Source organism: Paraburkholderia piptadeniae, assembly GCF_900007165.1.
GTDB classification, from domain to species: domain Bacteria; phylum Pseudomonadota; class Gammaproteobacteria; order Burkholderiales; family Burkholderiaceae; genus Paraburkholderia; species Paraburkholderia piptadeniae.
Genome location: NZ_CYGY02000109.1, coordinates 1 through 21,335 on the forward strand (window position 1 = coordinate 1; position 21,335 = coordinate 21,335).

At 61.3% G+C, this 21,335-nt stretch carries 20 protein-coding genes and 2 pseudogenes; 15 read left to right on the top strand and 7 right to left on the bottom strand.

The window, feature by feature from the left end; all coding sequences use genetic code 11:
* Positions 1-345: 345 nt before the first annotated feature.
* Complete coding sequence (locus tag BN2476_RS40105) at positions 346-777, bottom strand: Lrp/AsnC family transcriptional regulator (protein ID WP_087739703.1); 432 nt, start codon at positions 775-777, stop codon at positions 346-348.
* A 224-nt stretch (positions 778-1,001) separates the two neighbouring features.
* Here BN2476_RS40105 and ocd point away from each other — a divergent pair, with 224 nt between their 5' ends.
* On the top strand, positions 1,002-2,081 hold the full coding sequence (gene ocd / locus BN2476_RS40110) for an ornithine cyclodeaminase (RefSeq protein ID WP_087739704.1): 1,080 nt from the start codon (positions 1,002-1,004) through the stop codon (positions 2,079-2,081).
* A gap of 43 nt (positions 2,082-2,124) precedes the next feature.
* A complete protein-coding gene (ctlX, locus tag BN2476_RS40115; RefSeq protein WP_087739705.1) occupies positions 2,125-3,081 on the top strand; it encodes a citrulline utilization hydrolase CtlX in 957 nt (318 codons plus the stop codon).
* Between the two features lie 154 nt (positions 3,082-3,235).
* Here ctlX and BN2476_RS40120 read toward each other — a convergent pair whose 3' ends face one another.
* On the bottom strand, positions 3,236-4,582 hold the full coding sequence (locus BN2476_RS40120) for an MFS transporter (protein WP_087739706.1): 1,347 nt from the start codon (positions 4,580-4,582) through the stop codon (positions 3,236-3,238).
* Between the two features lie 106 nt (positions 4,583-4,688).
* Positions 4,689-5,114, bottom strand: a complete 426-nt coding sequence (locus BN2476_RS40125) for a DoxX family protein (protein ID WP_087739707.1) — start codon at positions 5,112-5,114, stop codon at positions 4,689-4,691.
* Between the two features lie 216 nt (positions 5,115-5,330).
* Here BN2476_RS40125 and BN2476_RS40130 point away from each other — a divergent pair, with 216 nt between their 5' ends.
* Positions 5,331-6,278, top strand: coding sequence for a LysR family transcriptional regulator (locus BN2476_RS40130; protein WP_087739725.1), 948 nt, complete (start codon positions 5,331-5,333; stop codon positions 6,276-6,278).
* 850 nt (positions 6,279-7,128) lie between these two features.
* On the opposite strand, the gene BN2476_RS40140 is transcribed toward BN2476_RS40130, so the two are convergent.
* Both BN2476_RS40140 and BN2476_RS40145 read right to left on the bottom strand, forming a co-directional pair.
* Positions 7,129-7,434: a hypothetical protein gene (locus BN2476_RS40140; protein WP_087739708.1), complete on the bottom strand. Its 306-nt coding sequence runs from the start codon at positions 7,432-7,434 to the stop codon at positions 7,129-7,131.
* Between the two features lie 175 nt (positions 7,435-7,609).
* Positions 7,610-8,911: a PAS domain-containing protein gene (locus BN2476_RS40145; RefSeq protein ID WP_087739709.1), complete on the bottom strand. Its 1,302-nt coding sequence runs from the start codon at positions 8,909-8,911 to the stop codon at positions 7,610-7,612.
* A gap of 187 nt (positions 8,912-9,098) precedes the next feature.
* Here BN2476_RS40145 and bufB point away from each other — a divergent pair, with 187 nt between their 5' ends.
* Positions 9,099-9,959, top strand: a complete 861-nt coding sequence (gene bufB / locus BN2476_RS40150) for an MNIO family bufferin maturase (protein ID WP_087739710.1) — start codon at positions 9,099-9,101, stop codon at positions 9,957-9,959.
* A complete protein-coding gene (locus BN2476_RS40155; RefSeq protein ID WP_087739711.1) occupies positions 9,943-10,707 on the top strand; it encodes an HvfC/BufC N-terminal domain-containing protein in 765 nt (254 codons plus the stop codon). The genes bufB and BN2476_RS40155 overlap by 17 nt, the downstream gene beginning before the upstream one ends.
* Before the next feature lie 22 nt (positions 10,708-10,729).
* Here BN2476_RS40155 and BN2476_RS40160 read toward each other — a convergent pair whose 3' ends face one another.
* Positions 10,730-11,806: a sensor histidine kinase gene (locus BN2476_RS40160; protein ID WP_235851183.1), complete on the bottom strand. Its 1,077-nt coding sequence runs from the start codon at positions 11,804-11,806 to the stop codon at positions 10,730-10,732.
* The gene (locus BN2476_RS40165; protein ID WP_087739728.1) at positions 11,790-12,497 is read right to left on the bottom strand and encodes a response regulator transcription factor; all 708 of its coding nucleotides are present in this window, start codon (positions 12,495-12,497) and stop codon (positions 11,790-11,792) included. Before BN2476_RS40165 ends, BN2476_RS40160 begins: the two co-directional genes overlap by 17 nt.
* Positions 12,498-12,727: 230 nt before the next feature.
* Here BN2476_RS40165 and BN2476_RS40170 point away from each other — a divergent pair, with 230 nt between their 5' ends.
* From BN2476_RS40170 to BN2476_RS40215, 10 genes and pseudogenes are all read left to right on the top strand, one after another.
* Positions 12,728-13,051, top strand: a complete 324-nt coding sequence (locus BN2476_RS40170) for a BufA1 family periplasmic bufferin-type metallophore (RefSeq protein WP_087739712.1) — start codon at positions 12,728-12,730, stop codon at positions 13,049-13,051.
* An 86-nt stretch (positions 13,052-13,137) separates the two neighbouring features.
* On the top strand, positions 13,138-13,647 hold the full coding sequence (locus tag BN2476_RS40175) for a DoxX family protein (protein WP_087739713.1): 510 nt from the start codon (positions 13,138-13,140) through the stop codon (positions 13,645-13,647).
* Between the two features lie 76 nt (positions 13,648-13,723).
* Positions 13,724-14,507, top strand: a pseudogene (locus tag BN2476_RS40180) (3-hydroxybutyrate dehydrogenase).
* 9 nt (positions 14,508-14,516) lie between these two features.
* Positions 14,517-15,569, top strand: coding sequence for a patatin-like phospholipase family protein (locus tag BN2476_RS40185; RefSeq protein WP_087739714.1), 1,053 nt, complete (start codon positions 14,517-14,519; stop codon positions 15,567-15,569).
* A gap of 30 nt (positions 15,570-15,599) precedes the next feature.
* Positions 15,600-16,640, top strand: a complete 1,041-nt coding sequence (locus tag BN2476_RS40190) for a YeeE/YedE thiosulfate transporter family protein (protein WP_087739715.1) — start codon at positions 15,600-15,602, stop codon at positions 16,638-16,640.
* Positions 16,621-16,908: a BufA1 family periplasmic bufferin-type metallophore gene (gene bufA1 / locus BN2476_RS40195; RefSeq protein ID WP_087739716.1), complete on the top strand. Its 288-nt coding sequence runs from the start codon at positions 16,621-16,623 to the stop codon at positions 16,906-16,908. The genes BN2476_RS40190 and bufA1 overlap by 20 nt, the downstream gene beginning before the upstream one ends.
* A 147-nt stretch (positions 16,909-17,055) precedes the next feature.
* The gene (locus tag BN2476_RS40200) at positions 17,056-18,288 is read left to right on the top strand and encodes an adenylate/guanylate cyclase domain-containing protein (RefSeq protein ID WP_143811169.1); all 1,233 of its coding nucleotides are present in this window, start codon (positions 17,056-17,058) and stop codon (positions 18,286-18,288) included.
* A gap of 105 nt (positions 18,289-18,393) precedes the next feature.
* Positions 18,394-19,794 (top strand): NAD(P)/FAD-dependent oxidoreductase, encoded by a 1,401-nt coding sequence (locus BN2476_RS40205; protein WP_087739729.1) that lies wholly within the window; start codon positions 18,394-18,396, stop codon positions 19,792-19,794.
* Between the two features lie 48 nt (positions 19,795-19,842).
* Positions 19,843-20,100 (top strand): annotated as a pseudogene (locus BN2476_RS40210) (acetoacetate decarboxylase family protein); the annotation flags it as partial.
* Between the two features lie 267 nt (positions 20,101-20,367).
* Positions 20,368-21,291, top strand: coding sequence for a glutaminase (locus BN2476_RS40215; protein WP_087739719.1), 924 nt, complete (start codon positions 20,368-20,370; stop codon positions 21,289-21,291).
* The last annotated feature ends 44 nt before the right edge of the window (positions 21,292-21,335 follow it).

The following is a 21,335-nucleotide window of genomic DNA, read 5'->3' on the forward strand; positions in this document are numbered from 1 at the left end:
TGCTGCATCACCTGGACTGGATCCACGGATTCGACGCCCTCACGGAAGAGCCAAACGAACGTCAGGGCGGCACCTGGCTTTGAGCCAGTCGCCCTCTAGCGATTTCTCGATTTCTTCGCGTGTCAACGTCACTGCGGCCTTGGGCGCATGACGCGCCCTTCTCGTTGACGCAAAGCTCCACGGGTCCAGTTCGACCCGAAACAGACGATCGAGTCCAGGATGCGAACGCCCGCTTCGGGGAGTGCTTCGGACGTCCGCGTTCTGGATGCGGAGGAACCGCACTTGTTGCCGCAATATGACGCGCGCTATCACCCCTACAGCCAATCGGTGAACCTTACTGACCAATCAGGCTTTGTGTGTCGACAGCAAAATGCTGGTCTCCGTATTCGCAATACCGTCGATCAGGCGAATCGCGGCCAGCACGCGATCGAAATTCTCCAGTGAGTCGGCACGCAGCTCCGCGATCAGATCCCAGCGCCCGTTGGTGCTGTGGATGGTCGACACGTTCGGATGCCCGCGCAGCACCTTGATGACATCGGCGGCCCGGTTGCCCTGCACGGCAATCGACATCAATGCGCGAATCCGATGCTTCTCCGCAGCCGGCTTGAGCCTTACTGTATAGCCGACGATCACACCATTCTTCTCTAGTCGCGTCAGCCGGTTCTGCACCGTCGCGCGCGCCACTCTCAGTTCCTTCGCCAGCGTCACGACAGAGGCGCGCGCGTTATCGCGCAACAGGGCGATGAGCTGACGATCGACGTCGTCGAGATTGATCATGTCAGTACCTTTTGGTGCGATGAGCCGTCGATGGCGGGCAAGCATACGGCCACGACGCCTTTGAAAACTGCGCAATTGAACAAATTGCCAGCGCACCTTATCAAAATGCCGGAAACCGTGACAAATTTATCAACTTTGCAATCTTTCTGCTGGCTTCGCTCCTGGAAATAATGTCTCTATCGGGCGGCCTATCGATGCCGCAAGCCATCTCAGGAGACAAAACCATGACCCGCTTTCTCGACGTTCCCGACACCAGCCGCCTCGTTGCAACCATCGGCGTGCCGCGCTTTCTCGCCGAGCTCGTCGACACCTTGCGTGCCGACTATCTTCGATGGGCCGACTTCGACAAATCGCCGCGCGTCGCGTGCCATTCACGCGACGGCGTGATCGAACTCATGCCCGTCGCCGATACGAAGCTGTTCGCCTTCAAGTACGTCAACGGCCACCCCATCAATGCGGATCGCGGCATCCATACGGTGATGGCATTTGGCGCGCTCGCCGATGTCGATACCGGCTATCCCGTCCTCCTTGCCGAGCTCACGCTGACCACGGCGCTGCGCACGGCCGCGACGTCCGTGCTCGCGGCGAAAGCGCTGGCGCGTCCCGATTCGAAGAAAATGGCCTTGATCGGCAACGGCGCGCAAAGCGAATTCCAGGCGATTGCATTTCACACGCAACTCGGCATCGACGAAATCCGCGTGTTCGATGTCGATGCACGCGCAACCGACAAGCTCATGCGCAATCTGTCCGCCTGCACAGCACTGCGCGTCGAGCGCGCCGCGTCGACGGCCGAGGCCGTACGCGGTGCCGATATCGTCACGACCGTCACCGCCGACAAGACCTACGCAACGATCGTCACGCCGGACATGATCGAACCCGGCATGCATCTGAACGCAGTGGGCGGCGATTGCCCCGGCAAGACCGAACTGCACGCCGGCGTGCTGCGCATGGGCCGCGTGTTCGTCGAGTATGAGCCGCAGACGCGCATCGAAGGCGACATCCAGCAGATGCCCGCCGATTTTCCTGTCGTCGAACTCTGGCGCGTCCTACAAGGCGAGGCGTCCGGCCGCGAGAGTGCATCGCAGGTCACTATCTTCGATTCCGTCGGCTTCGCGCTCGAAGACTATTCGGCGCTGCGCTACCTGTATGCGCTTGCGCAGCAACTCAATGCCGGGACGCAGATCTCGCTGATTCCGCCCGCCGCCGATCCGAAAAACCTCTTCGCATTGATCGGCACGCAGGCCACATCCACCCCCGCATCCTCGCCCGCAACCGAAGGCGCCGCTCTCGACCTGGCGCATTGAATCACGATCGTTTCGCCGCTCTTTCTGCCTACCGCTCGCCGATATGAACCGTTTGTCGATTCAAGCCCCGTCCGCCGTGGTGATGGTGCGACCGCACCGTTTCACGCCCAATCCCGAAACCGCCGGGGACAATACCTTTCAACGCGCGTGCGCCACGCACGACGACGCCCATGCGCAATCGCTCTCGAACACGGCTCGCGACGAAGTGACCGCCGCTGCGCAAAGCCTCTCTGATGCGGGCATCCGCGTACATCTCTTCGACGATCCAGGGGACAACGGCACGCCCGACTCCGTGTTCCCCAACAACTGGTTCTCGACGCATCCGGGCGGCCATATCGCGGTGTATCCGATGTACAGCAGCAACCGGCGGCGCGAGCGGCGCGCCGACGTGATCGAGATGCTCAAGTCGGAGTATCGGGTGCAGGATGTCGTCGATTATTCGGGCCTCGAACACGACGAGATCTTTCTGGAAGGCACGGGCGCGATGGTGCTCGATCATGTGGCGCGCATCGCCTACACGGCGCGCTCGCGGCGCGCGAATCCCGTGGCGCTCGAGCGCTTCTGCACGCACTTCAACTTCGAGCCGATGTGTTTCGACACGGCCGATTCCAACGGCCACCCGGTCTATCACACGAACGTGATGATGAGCGTCGCGACGGAATTCGCGCTCGTCGGCTTTGACCTGATCAGCGACACCGCGCGGCGCGAGCACATTCAACGACGCCTCGTGGAAACAGGACGCACGGTGATCACGCTCGACAATGAACAGATCGACAATTTCGCGGGCAACGCGCTGGAACTGACAGGACGCGACGACCACCTGCTCGCGCTCTCGCGGCGTGCGTTCGACTGCCTTACGCAGCGGCAGCGCAGGCTGATCGAACGTTCCGCCCGGTTGCTGCCGCTCGATGTGCCGACCATCGAAATGGCGGGGGGCTCGGTGCGCTGCATGCTTGCCGGCATTCACCTTGCGCGCAGGGATCACGTTGGGTGCCATTAGCCGTCGGCCTGACAGACTCAAGGCAAATCAGGCGGATTCGAAATAGCGAGTGGCTGCCGTTGACGGAACGGCGTACTGGGTAGCCGCCGCGAAGCGGACGAATATCATCAACCGTCCACGGTCCGCTTTGAGGCCGTTTCAAGACTCCCGTTAGTCAGAGCGCAGTGGCACGTGCCTTCATGGCTTGAAGGTCCAAGGACATCAGCAGCAACATCAGAGCGGAGACTACGGCCGGCACGGCCACCGCAATGAAGAGCCCGGTGTTGTTCCAGTTCATCCGGATCAATTCGCCACCGATCACGGGCCCCACGATGGAGCCGATTCGTCCGACGCCCAGGCTCCAGCCGACGCCAGTCGACCGCAGCGAAGTTGGATAGTAGGTTGCGGCCAGCGCATTGACGGCCGGTTGGCCGCCGATGATGGACAACCCCGTGACACTGACGACGGCAAACAGCAAAGCAAGCGGAAGTCCCGGCTGACCGATAGTGGCGATCGTCACTGCGGCCAGCAGGAACGCCGGCACGAGGACCTTGAAGAAGCCGATGCGGTCGATGATCGGTCCCATTGCTATCGTGCCAATTACGCCGCCCAGTTGAAGCGCAGTGCCGACCAACACTGCTGTCGAGGTCGACAGGCCGGCACTCCTGGCGATCGTCGACAACCAGTTGGACAGGAAGTACAGATCGAGCAGGTTCATGAAATTGACGACCCACAGCAACAACGTCGTTTTTGCGCGTCCGGCGCGGAACAGTTCCACCACAGGAGCCTTGTCCTGACGCGTCTCAGGGACGACGAAGCGCGTGTCCGGCGTCAAGGCCAATGATGGATCGATCCGACGCAGCGTATCAGCCAGCCTGTCAACGCGAACACCGCGCACCGCTGTGAACAGCATGGATTCGGGAATGCAAAAGAACATCAGAGTTGCGAGCGCGAGTGGCACGATGCCGCCCACAATGAAGACTGACTGCCACCCCCACAAGGGGATCAGTGCGGCAGAGACGAGCCCTCCCAACACGGCGCCGACCGTAAAGCCGCATGACACCCACATCATCAGCGTCACGCGATTGCGCTTCGGGCTGAATTCGCCAGCGAGCGCCATCGCATTGGGCATGATGGCACCAAGCCCCAGGCCAGTGATGAACCGTATCGACAGCAGTTCTGTGATCGTCTTCACCTGCGAGGTCGCCAGCATGCATAGCGCAAATGCAAGCGTAGCCACGATTAATACAGGGCGCCGCCCCACCTTGTCCGCGACGACGCTCAATGCCAGCGAGGCGAGCAGCATTCCTAGAAGACCGGCTCCAAATACCGGTCCAAAAGCAGCCTTGTTCAAACCCCAGGCTTGAATGATGGCAGGCGCAACAAAGCCCATCGATTGAACGTCAAACCCATCGATGACTACGGTCAGGCCAATCAATATCAGGATCCGGATTTGAAAACGGCTGACGGGGTTAGCATCGATGAAGGCGGGAATGTCTACGGCCGCTTGCGGTAATTGCATTGCTGCGCCTCCTGAAGGTGCACGTTGGAATAGTTGTGAGCGGCGGCATCGTCGGGCCTGCTCTGCGCTTGGCCTTTGGCTGCCTGATTGATGAGCCGAGGCCGCGTTACCTGGAATCCTTGTCGACTTGCGAAGTTGGGCTCGAACTTGCAACCATGAGCAAGGCGCCGAAAATGGCAACGTTCTTGAGGAAATGATTGAGCTGATTGCTGTATGTGGCGGCATCGGCATTCCAGAACGAATGGAACATCAGCGTCGCCGGCACCACGAAAAGGGCCAGCGCCAGCGCGACGCGTCGTGTCTGCCAGCCAAGTGCCAGCGACAACCCGCCTGCCGTTTCGAACATCGCGACAAGCGGAGCGACGCCATGCGCAAACGGCATCCCTAGCCCCGCGAGCATTGCCGTGACGGCCGCGAGGTGGGTGATCTTCAGCAGACCAGACACCAGGAAGAGAACTGCCATCAGCAGTCGCCCGATTGCCACGCCAAGGTGAGCATGATTCGGCACCGCAGCGGCTAACGTATTGTCCATGTGTGTGACTCTCCATCGTGTGACGAACCTGGCGATGTCATACTGCAGAAGCGGATGTCGCTTCACGGGAAGACGTCGAGCGGCATTTCATTTGTGCCGTGACGGCACAAATGCGCCGACGGGCATATACTGGGCGTCCCAAACTCGAAGCCTTGAAAAGGGACGCGCGACTCGGGCACGATGGGCGTCCTTTCCGACCCGAGAGGCACGCACTTCATGAAAGATTCAGGGATCGACCGGCTGAATGCGGTGGAACTCTTCTGCGCTGCGGCGAAAGCGCAAAGTTTCACTGCCGCGGCATCGGCGTTGGGAGTGACACCCTCCGCCATCAGTAAAGCCGTGCAGCGCCTCGAAAACCGGCTGGGGCTCAAATTGTTCCAGCGCACGACGCGTGCGATCCGTCTGACCGACGACGGTCTTGCCTACTACAAGACCTGCCAGACGGCGTTGCAAAGCATCCAGGATGCCGAACAGGCGCTAACGCGCCATGGCATGCCGCGTGGGGAATTGCGGATCAGTCTGCCGTACAGCTATGGAATCAAACGGGTTATTCCACTGATACCCAGGTACATCGAACGCTATCTGGGACAGGTGAAAGTCGCCGTTTCCCTCGGCAACACCCTGACGGATTTCGTGAAGCAGGACTTCGACATGGCGATCCGGTTGGGCCACGTGGCCGATTCGCGCCTTGTCGCGCGGACCTTGCACCAGGCCAGTTTTCGCGTAGTGGCCGCGCCGGGCTATTTGCGCCGGCACGCTGTTCCAGCGCGGCCGGAAGACTTGCGCGGTTGCGATTGCCTGGGTCTCGTGATGCCCGACAGCGGCCGCGTGCTGCCCTGGACGTTTTCAGGAAGCGAAGGCGCTGCGTACGAAGTTGCCATTCGGCCCTCGATCACGTTCGATCACCCGCTGGCGACACTGGCTGGTGCGCTAAACGATGCCGGCTTCGCGCAACTGCTCGATTTCACTGTCGAAGACGATCTACACAGCGGTCGTCTCGTCGAGGTGTTGGCTGATTTTCGTCCTCCGCCGCAGTCGGTCTCAGTCGTCTATCCCGGCAATCGCCATACATCAGCGAAGGTGCGCACGTTCGTGGATTTTCTGGTCGAGGCAGGCGGCGCACCACAGCACCCGGAAGGTAAGCAAGGTATGGTGGCCCGGTAACGCAGTTCTTCACTTTTGCCCCATGCGATGGTACTTCGCTGCTGTTCGAAGCCACTGAAATTGCTCGCGACGGCGAGACAAACACGTGACATATCCTTGACCACGGCGTTAATTCCCGTCGCCATACTTCTGTCCATGGTTCAGGTTTCCGTTGAAAGTTTGAAGCAGAAACGGAACACGGAGGAGGGAATCATGAATAGCAGCCCCCGGTCCTTGCACTCCCTGGTCGACAAATGGCTTGCGCCGACACCGGCCACCTCGATTCGCGTCACACGGTTCCGTTCAACCAGTTCGCTAAATGGCCGGTACGTCCGCGTCGAAACTGCACGACAAACGGGCACAATGGCCATGTTCTTTTTCCGACATCATGATGGCTGGTGTGTTTTTCCACCGATCAACAACCGGATGGCGTCCCTGTCCCGTGTGTGGGTTTAGGATCAGGGTCGGCATGTCGCTTCGAGCGCCATATTTAGCCACGACGCCGCGGCAGCAGGCGATGGCTCCGACTGGAGCAATCCACCGGGCGTATCCTTCGTGCGAACAACGGGACCAATCCTACCGCCTTCGAAGCGAAAGATGCGCCGGCCAATACTGCGTAAATCGACGCGTCAGCGCGCGATCGGTCAGCGGTCACAACCGACGACCGCATACCCGTCCATCGGTCGTGCCGGGATCGAAGACCAGGAGAAATTCGAGCCTGACAATACGGACGTTCACGCAGTCTTTGCTGTGGCGGCACGAAAGCCCGCCGCCACGCCCGGCCATTGAATGAATCGCGATATCACCGTGCTTCGAGCTGCGGTGCCAATTGTCACCGCAACTGAAATGCCCTTCTCGAAACCTGAAGCAGTCAATGTCCGCGGAACACGTCGAGCAGTTGCTTCTGAAGATCCATCATGGTTTGCATGAACTCGCTTTCCATTTTTGCCATCGCCTGCTCATGCTCCATGGTCATCTGCATCATCCTGCTCTTGATTTGCACTACTTCGCTTCTTTGCTGCGCCGTCAGCTTGTCCATCGACATCGTAACGGGGCTATCCCACCACGGACCATAGCTGCCGCTACGGCCGATACCTTGCGCCTGTGCATGCGTCGCGCCCAGCGCGCAAACGAGAGGAACAACAGCACACAGGAATGCATTGCGAACGGTTTTCATGATTGCTCCGGAGAAGAGAAATGCGCCGCCATCGCGACTGACGCGTCACACCAAAGTGCAGCACGGGAGCGCAAGCCTCTGGACCTCACTCACGGCCCATCGCGCATGACCTCTCCAGGCTGAACCCTCAGGAGCGATTCTGGCTGTCGATATTCACGCCTCTATCAACTGGAAATCACATGTTCGTCACATGGGACGCGGGATGCGGCAGACCATTGACGCCGGACGCGTCGGGCACGTCCGCGAGGCTGGAATGCTTCAGACGTTCGAGCACGGCCTTGCGCTCGATTTCCGCAGCCGCACGAGTCGTGAAGATCTGATACACGGCATCGGTCAGGACATCCTGCTCCTTCATTTCCTTGTCGTTAAAGAAGGCCATGTGCCCGATCACGTCTCCCCGCGTGCCGAAGATCGGTATGCCGTAGTAGCTCTCGTATGCCTTGTCGCGCGGGAATAGCTTCCCGACGCCCGATGGATGAAAAACGGGCCGGCCATCGGTGTACACCGCTTCGCACGGCGTCCCTGCAAGTTCGAACTCAATGTTTTCGCGGAAATCGTCGCGAAGCCAGTACGCGAGCGTCTGAACGTTTTTGGGCGGCCAGCCGATGCACTCCGTAATGAAGGCGCACGGCACGTCGAGCGCGGCAGCAAAGTGGCGCACCAGTGCACGGAAGAAGGCCTCCCCTCCCATACCGGCAGTACCTTCCACGATATGCCGCAGCACGCTCTCGATATGCTTCACCCGCGTGATGTCGGTGTCGAGCGCGACGATACGCAACGGTTTCCCGCTCGCATGACGAATCACCGTACCGAGCGAACTCACCCAACGATACTGGCCATCCCTGTGCAGAAGCCTGAACTGGTGCTCGAACTGGCCTACGCGTTCTTCGATGCAACACCGCAGCGTGGCCTCGACGCCTGCGAGGTCAAGGGGATGAATATGCCTATGCCAATTCTCGATCGAATCCGGAAATTCATCTTCGCCATATCCCAGCATGCATTTCCAGCGCGCGGAGAAAACAAACTCGTTTGTCTGGAGATTCCATTCCCATGGACCATCGTCCGAGATGCGCATCGCGAGCACATATCGCTCTTCGCTGTACTGGAGTTCGGCCTGGAGTGCCGAGCGTTTCGCATCGGCGACATGCAGTGTCTGGCTGAGCGTGCCCACCTTGTTGCGAAGTTCCTCGACCGCGCACTGCACTGCCTGCACTTCATCAGCCGCCTTGCCCGATGCATCGCCGGCTTCGGCACCGTCAAACGTATGCAGAATGGCGCGAAGCGGCCGGCATACCCGAAGCTCCGCCATCATGCCGATGACGACCAGCAGCACCGCAAGCACCACCGCGACGACCACCAGAAGACCCGATCGTGCGTACCCAGCTGCCAACCCCGGAACCGGACCTGCGGCCAGCCAGACGAGCAACAGCAGCACACAGGCGGCAGCCGGCCAGATCAGTTTCCATTTGAGACTCATACGAAGGCCTCATCTCAAACGTCGAAGAATTCTGTTCTTCCAAAAGATAGGCGAACATCCCGTTCTGCACCAGCGCGCGGCAAGCGTGGCTCATATCGCGGGAGAAAAATTCGACGCAATCGTGACGGATTCGTGATCGTTATCGACCACATTGCTGCTTATCCATCCAGCCATCGAGGTAGGCCAGATGCACTCGCTCGCCGCACCGTTTGCAACGGCTCAGACTGTCTCCGCTTCGACAGGCGTCGGCCTGCGCCCCGTTCACTATCGGCAGATTCTGCAGGAACGGCCGCGCGTCGGGTGGTTTGAAGTACACAGCGAAAACTACTTCGGTGCAGGCGGTCAACCGCTGCACTACCTGGAGAGCATTCGGGACGCGTATCCGCTCAGTCTGCATGGAGTCGGGTTGAGCCTCGGATCGGCCGGCCCGCTGGATGAGGACCATCTCCGCCGTCTCGGCGATCTCATTTCGCGCATCCAGCCGGGGCTCGTGTCCGAGCATCTCAGCTGGGGGCGCGTCGGCCCGAGGCATCTCAACGACCTTTTACCGTTGCCCTATACCGAAGAGGCTCTGGACGTCGTGTGCAATCACATCGACGAAGTGCAGGAACGACTTCGCAGGCAGATCCTCGTTGAAAACATATCGAGCTACGTCCAGTTCCGCCACTCGACCATGCCCGAAGGCGAATTCATCGCCCGTGTCGCACTGCGCACGGGTTGCGGGATATTGCTGGACGTCAACAACCTGTATGTGAATGAAGCGAATAACGGCATTGATCCCGTGGCGTATCTGGATGCGCTGCCCGTCTCCGCGATCCGTGAAATTCATCTTGCCGGTCACGACCGCGCCGGCACCCTGCTGATCGATACACACGGCACGCGAGTCGCAGCCCCAGTCTGGGAACTCTATGCACAGGCTCTCGACCGCTTCGGCCCGGTCGCCACGCTGATCGAATGGGATACCGACATCCCGCCGCTCGAAGTCCTGCTCGAAGAAGCCCGCCACGCCGCCACGGTAATGAGGTCACGCCATGCATTCACTACGTGAGCTACAGGCTGCCTTTGCTTGCGCGATTCTCGAACAGGATTCCTCCAGAATCGACGGGAGCGTTTGCGGCGGCAACGGACGAGAACGCCTGTCGGTCTATGCCGGCAACGTGTATCACAACCTGCGCGAAGCACTGCGCGCCGTTTATCCCGTTGTCGACAAACTCGTCGGCGAGGGGTTCTTCGACTATGCCGCGAACCGGTACATTCATGACCATCCATCGCAAAGCGGAGACATACAGCGGTTCGGCTACACGTTTCCGACCTTCCTCGAACACTTTCCGCCCGCTGCCTCACTCGCCTACCTTCGTGATACGGCCACGCTCGAATGGCTCGTGCACGAGGCGTTTCATGCAGCCGATCACGCTCCGTTTCCGCTCTCGCTGCTGTCGAACCTTGCCAGCGCCGAGTGCGCGACGCTGCGCTTCGAACTGCACCCGGCATGCCGTCTGTTCGAGTCTGCGTTTCCGGTCCTGAACATCTGGGAGGTCAATCAGCCTGATGCGATGAGCGATGAAGTCGTGAATATGGACGCGGGTGGCGATCGGCTCCTGGTGCGCCGCGTCGGCTTTGCTGTCGATATTCAGGCACTAACGGCGGCCGAGTTCGGTATGCTGCAGGCGCTGCACGAAGGACAAAGCGTGGAAGATGCTTATGACCGCGCTTTACGCTGCGATCCAGCGTTTGCACTCGGAGAGTTTATCGAGCGTCGCATCCTCGACTCGACCATCGTCGACTTTGATCTTTGACTTCGGCAGGCCAGCACGACGCCTACGCCATCGACAGTTCTACAGTGAAGGTGGTGCCCGCGCCCGGCGTGCTCTCGACACGAATCTGCCCGCCATGCAGCTCGATAATGCGCTGCGTGATCGCCAGCCCGAGGCCTGCGTTGCCTGCGTCGCTGGATTCGCCGCGATCCGCGCGATAGTAGCGATCGAAGACGTTGCCGATGTCGTCGTGATGGATACCTTGTCCCGTGTCGCTCACCTGAAGCTCGACCCGGTCTCCAGCGCGACGCACGCCGACGCTGATCTCTCCGCCGGCCGGCGTGTAGCGCATCGCGTTTTCAATCAGGTTCTCCAGCACACGCTCCATCATGCCGATATCGGCGCAAACGGGCGGGCAATCGGCGCTCACGCTCGCGCTCAGCTTGAGATCGCGCTTTTGAGCGCTAAGCGCAAACTTCTGTACGACGTCCTGCGCGAGTTCGCTGATCGGAAATGCCTCGACCTGCGGCCTCACTTCGTTCGCTTCGAGCTTGGTCAGATCGAACAGATCCCGCACGAGCCTCGCGAGCCGCTCGCAATGCTTCACTGCAATCTGCAAATACCGGCAGCGATCTTCCTGAGACAATCCGTCGTCCTTGATCAGTACCATCTCCAGATACCCCTGCATGGATGCCAGCGGTGTCCTCAGATCGTGCGATACATTGGCAAGCAACTCGCGGCGCTGCCGGTCCGCTTGTGCAAGCTGCGCCAGTTGCATCGCGATGCGCTCCGACATCTCCTGAAACGCAGCGATGATGCAGCCGATCTCATCGTCGTTGCCGTCCGGCGCCTCCGCTCGCATCGGGCTTGCAAAACCGCTTGCCCGAAATGCTTCGATCGCGGATGCCAACCGCCGAAGCCTGAGCGTGAGAAAGCGGAACACGACGAGCGCGGCGATCAGGCTGAATGCCACCGTGCCGACCACGAGGTCGGTCACGAGTTCGAACAGCCGCTGCGTCTCGAACATACGTTGCGACGCCACGATCATGACGGCGCCGATCGCGATGAACACCACCATCAGCGAGCACGCGAGACGGCCATACAAGGTAGCGAACAGACGCAGGTTAGTTCTCGGGCGCATTGCGGAACTTGTAGCCGACGCCCCATACCGTCTGGATGTATTCCGGCGAATTTGGGTCGATTTCGATCTTTGCGCGCAGGCGGTTGATATGTGAATTAACGGTGTGTTCATAGCCGCTATGGCTGTAGCCCCACACCTGATCGAGCAGCTGCCCGCGTGTATAGACCCGTCCCGGGTTCTGCGCGAAATGAAGCAGTAACTGGAACTCTTTGGCCGTCAGCAGGATCGGTGCGCCACGCACGGTCACGTCGCGTCGTTCGACGTCGATCTTCAGATCTTCGCATTCGATCAGCGTGTGCTCACCGGCAGCCGTATTTGCCATCATGTCGACCAGCCGGAAAATCGCCTTCACGCGCGCAACGAACTCCAGCACGCTGAATGGCTTCGCGAGATAGTCGTCCGCGCCCATTTCGAGGCCCAGCACCCGGTCGAGTTCGGTCGACTTCGCCGTCAACATCAGGATAGGCGTATAGCGGCGTTCCGAGCGCAGGCGGCGGCAAATCTCCAGGCCATCGACACCCGGCAGCATCAGATCGAGCACCACCAGGTCGTAGGGTCTGGCAAGCGCTTCCGCCAGCCCTGCCCTGCCGTCATTGAGCACGGTCGTCTCGCAGGACAGACCTGCGAGCTGCATGCGGACGAGTTGGGCGATGTCATTGTCGTCTTCGATCACCAGAACGTTGCGAGACATGACCTGCATCCTCACTGGACTGTTGGGAGACACCGCATTGCCCGCACGAACGCGGCGAATGCATTGCGTGTAGATCATTCTAGATCGCCAGCGCGGCGTGTCCAGCGCGGCCGCATGTCGTGACGAAAAATTGATTTTTGGGCGACAAAGCCGTGAACTGCGTTTCGCACACTTCATCCCGGGACTCAGGCAATCGCGCCTGACCTCATCACCACCCTGGAGGAAGCATCATGAAAAGCGAACGCATCATTCAAGGCGCCATTGCAAGTCTGCTTGCCATTGGCGTCGCAACGGCAAGCACGGCCTCATTTGCAGCCGGCGACTTCGAAAAGTGCGCAGGCATCGCGAAGGCAGGCAAGAACGACTGCGGCACCAGCAAGAGTTCATGCGCCGCCACGGCGAAGATGGACCACGACACGGAAGCATGGATTCTCGTTCCCAAGGGCACGTGCGACAAGATCGCCGGCTCGCATCTGCAGATGTCGGAGTTCGCCAAGCCCGGTGGAAAAAGCGGCGTTCTCAGTCCCGTCGCCAAAGCAGCGGCCGCGGGCTGACATAGCCCACTCCATCCGGGCGCCGCACCGAGCCGGCTGCGGCGCCTTCTGATCTGCCGGCCGTCACGACGACCCGAGGTTCCAACATGAAGCTCTCATCGCCACTTTCCGCGACGCACGACGCCGAACCGTCCGGCGTTTCCCACAAGGCACTTTCGCTTTGCCGTTCAGCGCTGCGCGCGCTGGAATTCGCGACACCCGTACTCGACCTCGGCATGCGCATCGTGATCGGACTTGTGTTTTTCCAGTCAGGGCTCACCAAGATCGCAAGCTGGTCTTCAACGCTCGCCCTCTTTCAAGGCGAGTATTCGGTGCCGCTCCTGCCGCCCGTGCTGGCTGCTTACCTCGGCACGGCCGCCGAACTGGGCTTTCCGATCTTCCTCGTGCTTGGGCTCGGCTCGCGTTTCGCGGCATTCGGGCTTTTCATCTTCAACATCATCGCTGTCATTTCCTATCCGGGGCTTGGCGAAGTCGGTCTGCGGGATCACCAGTACTGGGGCCTCTTTCTGCTCGTCACGCTACTGCACGGTCCGGGCAAGCTGTCGCTCGACTACCTGATCAGCCGCTGGCTGGGTCACGCACCGTCACGCCCTTGAATACCGCGCAATCTCAACCCGACGCGCGCACGACAAAGGCGCGCCCCGTCCTGCACAGTGCAATACGGAGAATCTCATGCTCAACGGAAAAGCAGCTATCGTCACCGGCTCGACGAGCGGCATCGGTCTCGCTATCGCAACAGCGTTCGCCGCGCACGGCGCGGACGTCATGCTCAACGGCTTCGGCGACGCGGATGCCATCGAAACGGCGCGTGTGCAACTCGAGCGCGAACATGGTGTCCGCGTGCGCTACAGCCCTGCTGACATGGGTGTTCCACAAGACGTGCGGCGTATGGCGCAGCAGGCCATCGATGCATTCGGCAAGGTCGACATCGTGGTCAACAACGCCGGCATCCAGCACGTCGCTCCCATCGACGAGCAGCCGGACGACCGCTGGGACGCTGTCATCGCGATCAACCTGTCCTCTGCCTTCCATCTGGTGAAGGCCGTCCTGCCCGGAATGAAGGCGCGCGGCTGGGGCCGCGTGATCAACGTCGCTTCGGCCCACGGACTAGTCGCCTCGCCGTTCAAGGCGCCTTATGTGGCCGCCAAGCACGGCCTGATCGGTCTTTCGAAGACGGTTGCCGTCGAGGTGGCCGAGCACGGCATCACGAGCAACACGATCTGCCCCGGCTACGTGAAGACGCCGCTCGGCGAAGGGCAGATCGCCGAGCAGGCGAAGGTTCATGGCATCCCCGCGGAGAGCGTCATTCGCGATGTTCTGCTCGTCCATCAGGCGCGCAAGCGCTTCGTGACGGTCGAGGAAATCGCCGCGCTCGCATTGTTCCTCGCATCCGACGCTGCTGCGTCGATCACGGCCGCTGCCCCTCGCGGTGGACGGCGGCTGGACGCAACACTAGGAGGCAGCCGTGAACAGGACAACCGTCAGCCCGCGCGCAAACGGCGGCACGAAGCAGATTGCGCTGGCATTGCAAGGCGGCGGCGCACATGGCGCGTTTGCGTGGGGCGTGATCGACCGTATTCTCGAAGATGGACGGCTTGAGATCGAGGGTGTGAGCGCCACCAGCGCGGGTGCGATGAACGCTGCCGTGCTGGCAAGCGGCCTTCAGCGGGGTGGCCCGGACGGCGCACGCGCCGCGCTCCATGCGTTCTGGCAAGACGTAGCCCGTGCGGCGCAGTATGCGAGCCCCTTTCGCAAGCTGCCCTGGGAGACGTTTCTTCACAACGACCATACGCTGAACTACTCGCCGATGTACGTGATGACCGATCTCATGCTGCGGATGTTGTCCCCGTACCAGTTCAATCCGATGAACTTCAATCCGCTTCGCGACGTGCTTGAACGCCACGTCGATTTCGAAGCGTTGCGCGCCGGCTGTCCGATTCATCTTCATCTCTGCGCGACCAACGTCGAAACCGGCAAGGTACGCGTATTCGACGGCCACGAGATGAGCGCCGATGCCGTGCTCGCATCCGCCTGCCTGCCGTTCCTGTTCCAGGCCGTGGAGATCGACGGAGAACACTACTGGGACGGCGGCTACATGGGCAACCCCGCGATCTTTCCACTCATCTATCACTGCGGTACGCGCGACGTGGTGATCGTGCACATCAACCCGATCGTGCGGCGGGGCGTTCCGAAAACGGCGTCGGAGATCATGAACCGCATCAACGAGGTCAGTTTCAACTCGTCGTTGATGCGCGAAATGAGGGCGATCAGTTTCGTCACGACGCTGATTCAGGAAGGCAAGATCGATCGGCCGGACATGAAGCAGATGTTGATCCACTCGATCCGCTCCGACGAAGCGATGTCGGCGCTTGGCGTGTCGAGCAAGCTCAATGCCGACTGGCCGTTCCTGTGCTTTCTTCGCGATGAGGGTCGTGCCCAGGCTGAAACGTGGCTGCACGACAACTTTGACGCAATCGGCCAGCGCTCCAGCATCGATATCCGCGCCGAGTTCCTGTAGCTCGTCCGTCCCGCCTTGCGGAGCAATGTCATGGTCAACCTCATGCCTGGTGCCGTCCCAGCGACACTTGCCGCGCTCTGCGCGCTCGCGATGGGCGTCGCCATCCGGCGAGGGGCGATCTGCACGGTGGCCGCAATCAACGAGATCATCGACGAACGAAAATGCGGGCGCCTGCTCGCACTCATCGCCGCATCGATGCTCGTGCTGGGCGGCCTGCTGCTCGCGCAGTCGTTCGGTGTGCTGCCATCGCTCCCGGCCAGCGCGCCCGTGACCCTCGCGACGGTGTGGGGTGGACTGACGCTGGGGCTCGGTGCGTCGGTCAATGGCGCGTGCGCGTTGGGCACGATCGCGCGCATCGGCGCGGGACAATGGTGCTATGTCGCAACGCCCATCGGCTACTACGCCGGCTGCCGCGTCGCCGCGCGTGGGCTCGCCGCGATGATCCCGATCCCCGTTCACGATTCACCGACTCCGCACGCGTCTGCTTTCATCATCGTGTTGCTCGGGGCGATGGTCGCAACGCTTGCGGCCAGCGCGCTGCACTCACGCGGGGCACGTGCCGTTTCCGGCATGCAGGGCGACGATCCGGGCGCAGCCGAACGAGCAGTGTGGTCACCACATGCCGCAACAGCCGCGATCGGCATCACGTTCGTGCTGCTGTTCGTGATCGACGGAGCCTGGACATACACCGACACGCTCTCCGACCTTGCGCAAGGGCACGCAGACGCTACAGCCTCGCGCGCATTGTTGTTCGGCGCGCTGCTCGTGGGCGCCACGTCAGCCGGTATCACGCGAGCGATGCGCGGCGAACGCTCTCGCCGTCCGCGCGTGACACTTTCGCAACTGGCGCGCTGCCTGGGCGGAGGCGCGCTGATGGGCTCGGCAAGCCTGATGATCCCGGGTGGCAACGACTCGCTCGTACTGGTTGCGATGCCACTCTTGCGGCCTTATGCATGGGTCGCCTTCGCAGCGATGTGTGTCGCGATCGGCGCCGTATCGCTATCGCGCAGAGTGCTGCGATCGCGCTGGCATCGCGAAACAAGGGGCTGGCATGAATCGCCGAATCGGTAATGCCCTCGTGATCCTGAGTGCATTTGGCGCCATTGCGGTGGCTGTCGACCGCAACACTCATCTCGGCCCCCACTCAGCCGCGATTTTCAAATTCGATCGCGAAAGGTGCTTCGGCATCGTGCGAGCCGGGCGAAACGATTGCGGCACGGCGAAGCATGCGTGCGCGGGCCGCGCGCCACGCGATGCGGCAGGCGACGAATGGCTTCTGCTTCCAGCTGGCACATGCTCGAAGATCGCGGACGGTGCCATCCGGCCTCCATCGGGTTAGCGCATTCCCGGATACGACCTGGATTCGCGAATGTCGACGCTCACGCAATCATTCGTTTCGATGCTGGGAAGGCGTATGCGCGCCGAAGCGTGACCTGCGCGCGTACTGCAAGAACTGGAACGCGAGCAGTACCGTAGCGAACTGCTGGTGACGGCGGTTCAGTTACTGATTGCAGCCGTCCTCGCTGTGCTATACGCATTCACCCCACCCGGCTTTTCGCCGGATGCACCCATTCGGGCAGTGCCGCTCGGTCTCACACTCTTTTCGGTTGTTGCACTTATACGGCTCTATCTTGCCGTGACGGGGCAGCTTCAACGATGGATGGTGGGCGCGACCGTCGTGACCGAAATGGCCGTGCTGATGTTCGTGATCTGGGCGTATCACCTGCAGTATGAGCAGCCGGCGCCGTTCTCTCTGAAGTGCACTGAGTTCGCATGCGTGTTCATACTCATTGCTCTTCGCACACTGCGCTTCGAGCCGATATGGGTCCTGCTGTCGGGCCTGACGGCGGCGGCAGGATGGCTGGCGTTGCTTGCGTACGCATTGACTCATGCACAGGGCAACACGGTGACGTGGGATTACGTCACCTCGTTGCGCTCGACGCAGATTCACTTCGGCGGCGAGCTGGACAAAGTACTTGCGATCGTGGTGACAACGGCGGTACTCGCAATCGCGCTCGCCCGCGCGCGCCGCTTCGTCATCCTGTCGGTGTCGGGTCGGCAGGCCGTCCCCGACCTCTCGATGTTCTTCGACGACCCGGTCGCGGACCGCATAACACGGTCTGAAGTGCCTGCAATGCCGGGGCAGGCCGACATACGCGAAGCGACCATTGTGTTCTTCGACATGCGCCGTTTTACGGAAGCGTCGCGCACGCTCTGCGTCACCGATCTCATCGCGTTGCTTCGGGAATATCAGCAACTAATCGTGCCGATCATCCGGTCGCATGGCGGCAGTATCGACAAGTTACTCGGCGACGGCATTCTTGCGAGCTTCGGCGCCGTCATACCCGATACGCGGCATGCAGCGAATGCGTTGCGTGCCGTCGATGCCGTGATGCGCGCCGTCGATGGCTGGCGTGCAACGCGCGGCCGGTCCGGCCAGCCGGCGCCCGACGTCGGCGCCGGGATCGCCAGCGGTCCGGTGCTGTTCGGCATCGTCGGCGATGGAAAGCGGCTCGAGTACACGGTGATCGGCGATGCCGTCAATCTCGCTGCGAAGCTCGAAAAGCACAACAAGGCGGAGAACACGCGCGCCATGACGCCGCATGCCACCTATGCGCACGCTATTGCCCAAGGCTACGCCGAGACCAGGCCGACAAGGTCGGCGCGTTCGGTCGCGGGCGTAGCCGGACCGGTCGACGTGGCCGTCTGGATGTCGTGACGAAAAAGTGAATTCCAGGCGACTTCCGCGTGAGGACGATTTCGCACACTACCTCACAGGCCCATGCAAGCCATTCCGGCCGAAGGGCGCGCAGCAGGAGTTGACATGGAAGCTGAAAAGAACATCGTGATCGTCGGCGGCGGCTTCGCCGGCACGACGCTCGCGCAGGCACTCGAAAAGAGGTTGCCTGCCCCATATCGCGTCGTGCTCGTCAGCGACGAAAGCTTCACGACCTTCAATCCGATGCTTGCCGAAGTCGTGGGCGCGTCTGTCTTTCCCGAGCAGGTCATCGTGCCGATTCGCCAGATGCTCAGGCGTTCGCGCTTCATGATGGCGACTGTCCAGGACATCGACTACGAGCGCCGGATCGTTCATGGCACGACGCTCGCCGGTCCTCGCGAAATTGCCTTCGAACACCTGATCTTCGCATTTGGAACGCGTGCCAACCTCGATCTCGTGCCGGGCATGAAAGAACACGCGTTGCCGCTCAAGCTGATCGGTGACGCGATGTTCATCCGCAATCAGGTATTGCGACGGCTCGCATGCATCGAGCTGGAGTCGGACCCAGCCGTCAGACGGCGCCTTGGACACTTCATCGTCGTGGGCGGCGGGTTCTCCGGCGTCGAGGTGGCCGGCGAGCTGGCCGACTATCTGCATAGCGTGCGGCACTTTTACAAGCTCGTGCGCGATGAGGAAGTTGCCGTCACGATACTGCACGACGCCAGCCGGCTGCTGCCCGAAATGCCCGAAAAGCTTGGCGCGATGGCTGCACAACACATGGCGGATCGGGGTATCAACGTCAGGCTCGGCACGCGCGCGTCACGCGTCGACGCAGCAGGCGTCGTGCTGCAGGACGGCGAGCTCCTTCCAGCATCGACGGTGATCTGTACGATCGGCACCAAGCCAAACCCGCTGATCGAGCGGCTTGCTGCGCGCATCGGCATGCCCGTCGAGCGCGGCCGTATCGAAACGCACGTCGATATGAGCGTGCCCGACCTGCCCGGCATCTGGGCCGCGGGAGACTGCGCGCTGGTGCGCAATGCAGCGACGGGACAACCGTCGCCGCCTACGGCACAGCATGCGGTGGCGCAAGCACATCAACTTGCGGACAACCTCGTGCGCCATCTGACAGGCAGGGACACGCATGCGTTCTCGTTCGTGGCAAAAGGGATGATGGCCACCATCGGTCATATGAAGGGCGTCGCATCGATCTACGGCGTACGCGTGACCGGTTTGCCCGCGTGGCTGCTGTGGCGTGCGTTCTATCTCTCGCGCATTCCGACGCTTGGCCGCAAGCTGAGAATCTTTGTCGAGTGGAGCTGGAGCATGTTCTTCCCGACAGACATCACGCACCTGCGCTTTACCCGGTCGAACGAGGCCGAAGACATTAACGGCCACAAGCCGCTCGCTGACCTGTCACTTGATCACAAGGCTCACGCGAGAACACTCGCGCATTCCGTCGCGATGCCGCGCGACAGTGCTCAACGCACCGACGCACGCATCTGAAACCGATAGTCCCTGCAATGTCGCAGAACGATTCTCCTGGAGACCTCCATGAAACGTGAAGATGTCCTCGCCCTGCCGTCGATGCCCGCAGCCTCGCCGTCCTATCCGCGCGGCCCCTATCGGTTCATCGACCGCGAATATCTGATCATCACGTATGAAACGGATGTCGATGCGCTACGCGACGCATTGCCTGAACCCCTTCAACCGGACGGCAGCAATACTGCGCTATTCGAATTCATCCGAATGCCGGACTCCTCGGGATTCGGCGATTACACGGAATCGGGTGTGGTGATTCCCAAAGGGCAGTTTTCGGAGGCAGAAGGGACGTTCGAGCGTCCGACAAGGGTTGCCATGAACGGCCGTTGATGGCCGCATCCGGAAGCTCGCCCCCCGTCCCATCGACGCGATGCTCTGGCTTGGAAACTCATCACATCGCGGAGCCGCTTACAGTGCTGGGTTTCGGCTAGTGGGATCCTGACATAGACGTGCGTGGCGCCGGGGGCAGGTGACTGAGCGCTGACGGGCTGCGGTATCATCGCTGCCGTGCTCAAGGGCTCTCGGACGCACCTGTCGATGACCGAACCGAACTATCAGGAAATCCTCGAACGAATTCATCGCGACATCGAACCGTGGCGCACCGCCGGCCTTGTCGCGGACTACATTCCCGAACTCGCCAAAGTGCCCGCCGGGCGCTTCGGCATGGCGGTCGTTACGCTCGACGGACGCGTTTTTTCGGTCGGCGACGCGCACGAGCGATTTTCCATCCAGAGCATCTCGAAGCTCTTTGCCTGCACGCTCGCTTTCCAGTTGATCGGCGACGCACTTTGGACGCGCGTCGGCCGCGAGCCGTCGGGCAACGCGTTCAATTCGCTCGTCCAGCTCGAAGCCGAGCGCGGCGTGCCGCGTAATCCGTTCATCAACGCGGGCGCGCTCGTCGTCACCGACGTCCTGTGCCGCCGCTTCGTCCGCGCCGAGACGGCGCTCATCCAGTTCATGCGGCGCCTGACCGGCGTCGCCGATCTCGACTACGACCTCCGCATCGCCAACTCCGAGCTTGCGCACGCTGAACGCAACCGCGCGATGGCGCACTTCATGGCGAGCTTCGGCAACTTGCAGATGCCGCCTGAGACCGTGATCGACGCCTACTGCCGCCAATGCGCGATCGAGATGAACTGCGTCGAGCTGGCGACTGCTTCCCTCTTTCTCGCCAACCGCGGCGTCGCGCCGGTCTCGGGCGAACACATCCTCGACGCGAGTTCGGCCAAACGCCTGTCTGCCCTCATGCTGACATGCGGCACGTACGACGCTGCCGGTGACTTCGTGTATCGCGTTGGGCTGCCGGCGAAAAGCGGCGTGGGCGGTGGGATTGTCGCGGTGCTGCCGGGGGAGATGGCCGTGTGCGTCTGGTCGCCCGGACTCGATGCGAACGGCAACTCGCTTGCAGGCGTCCAGGCACTGGAACGGTTGACCACGCTTACCGGGCGGTCGATTTTTTGAGAGCGCCGGAGCAGCTACCTACGGTTTATTTTTACCGAGCGCCA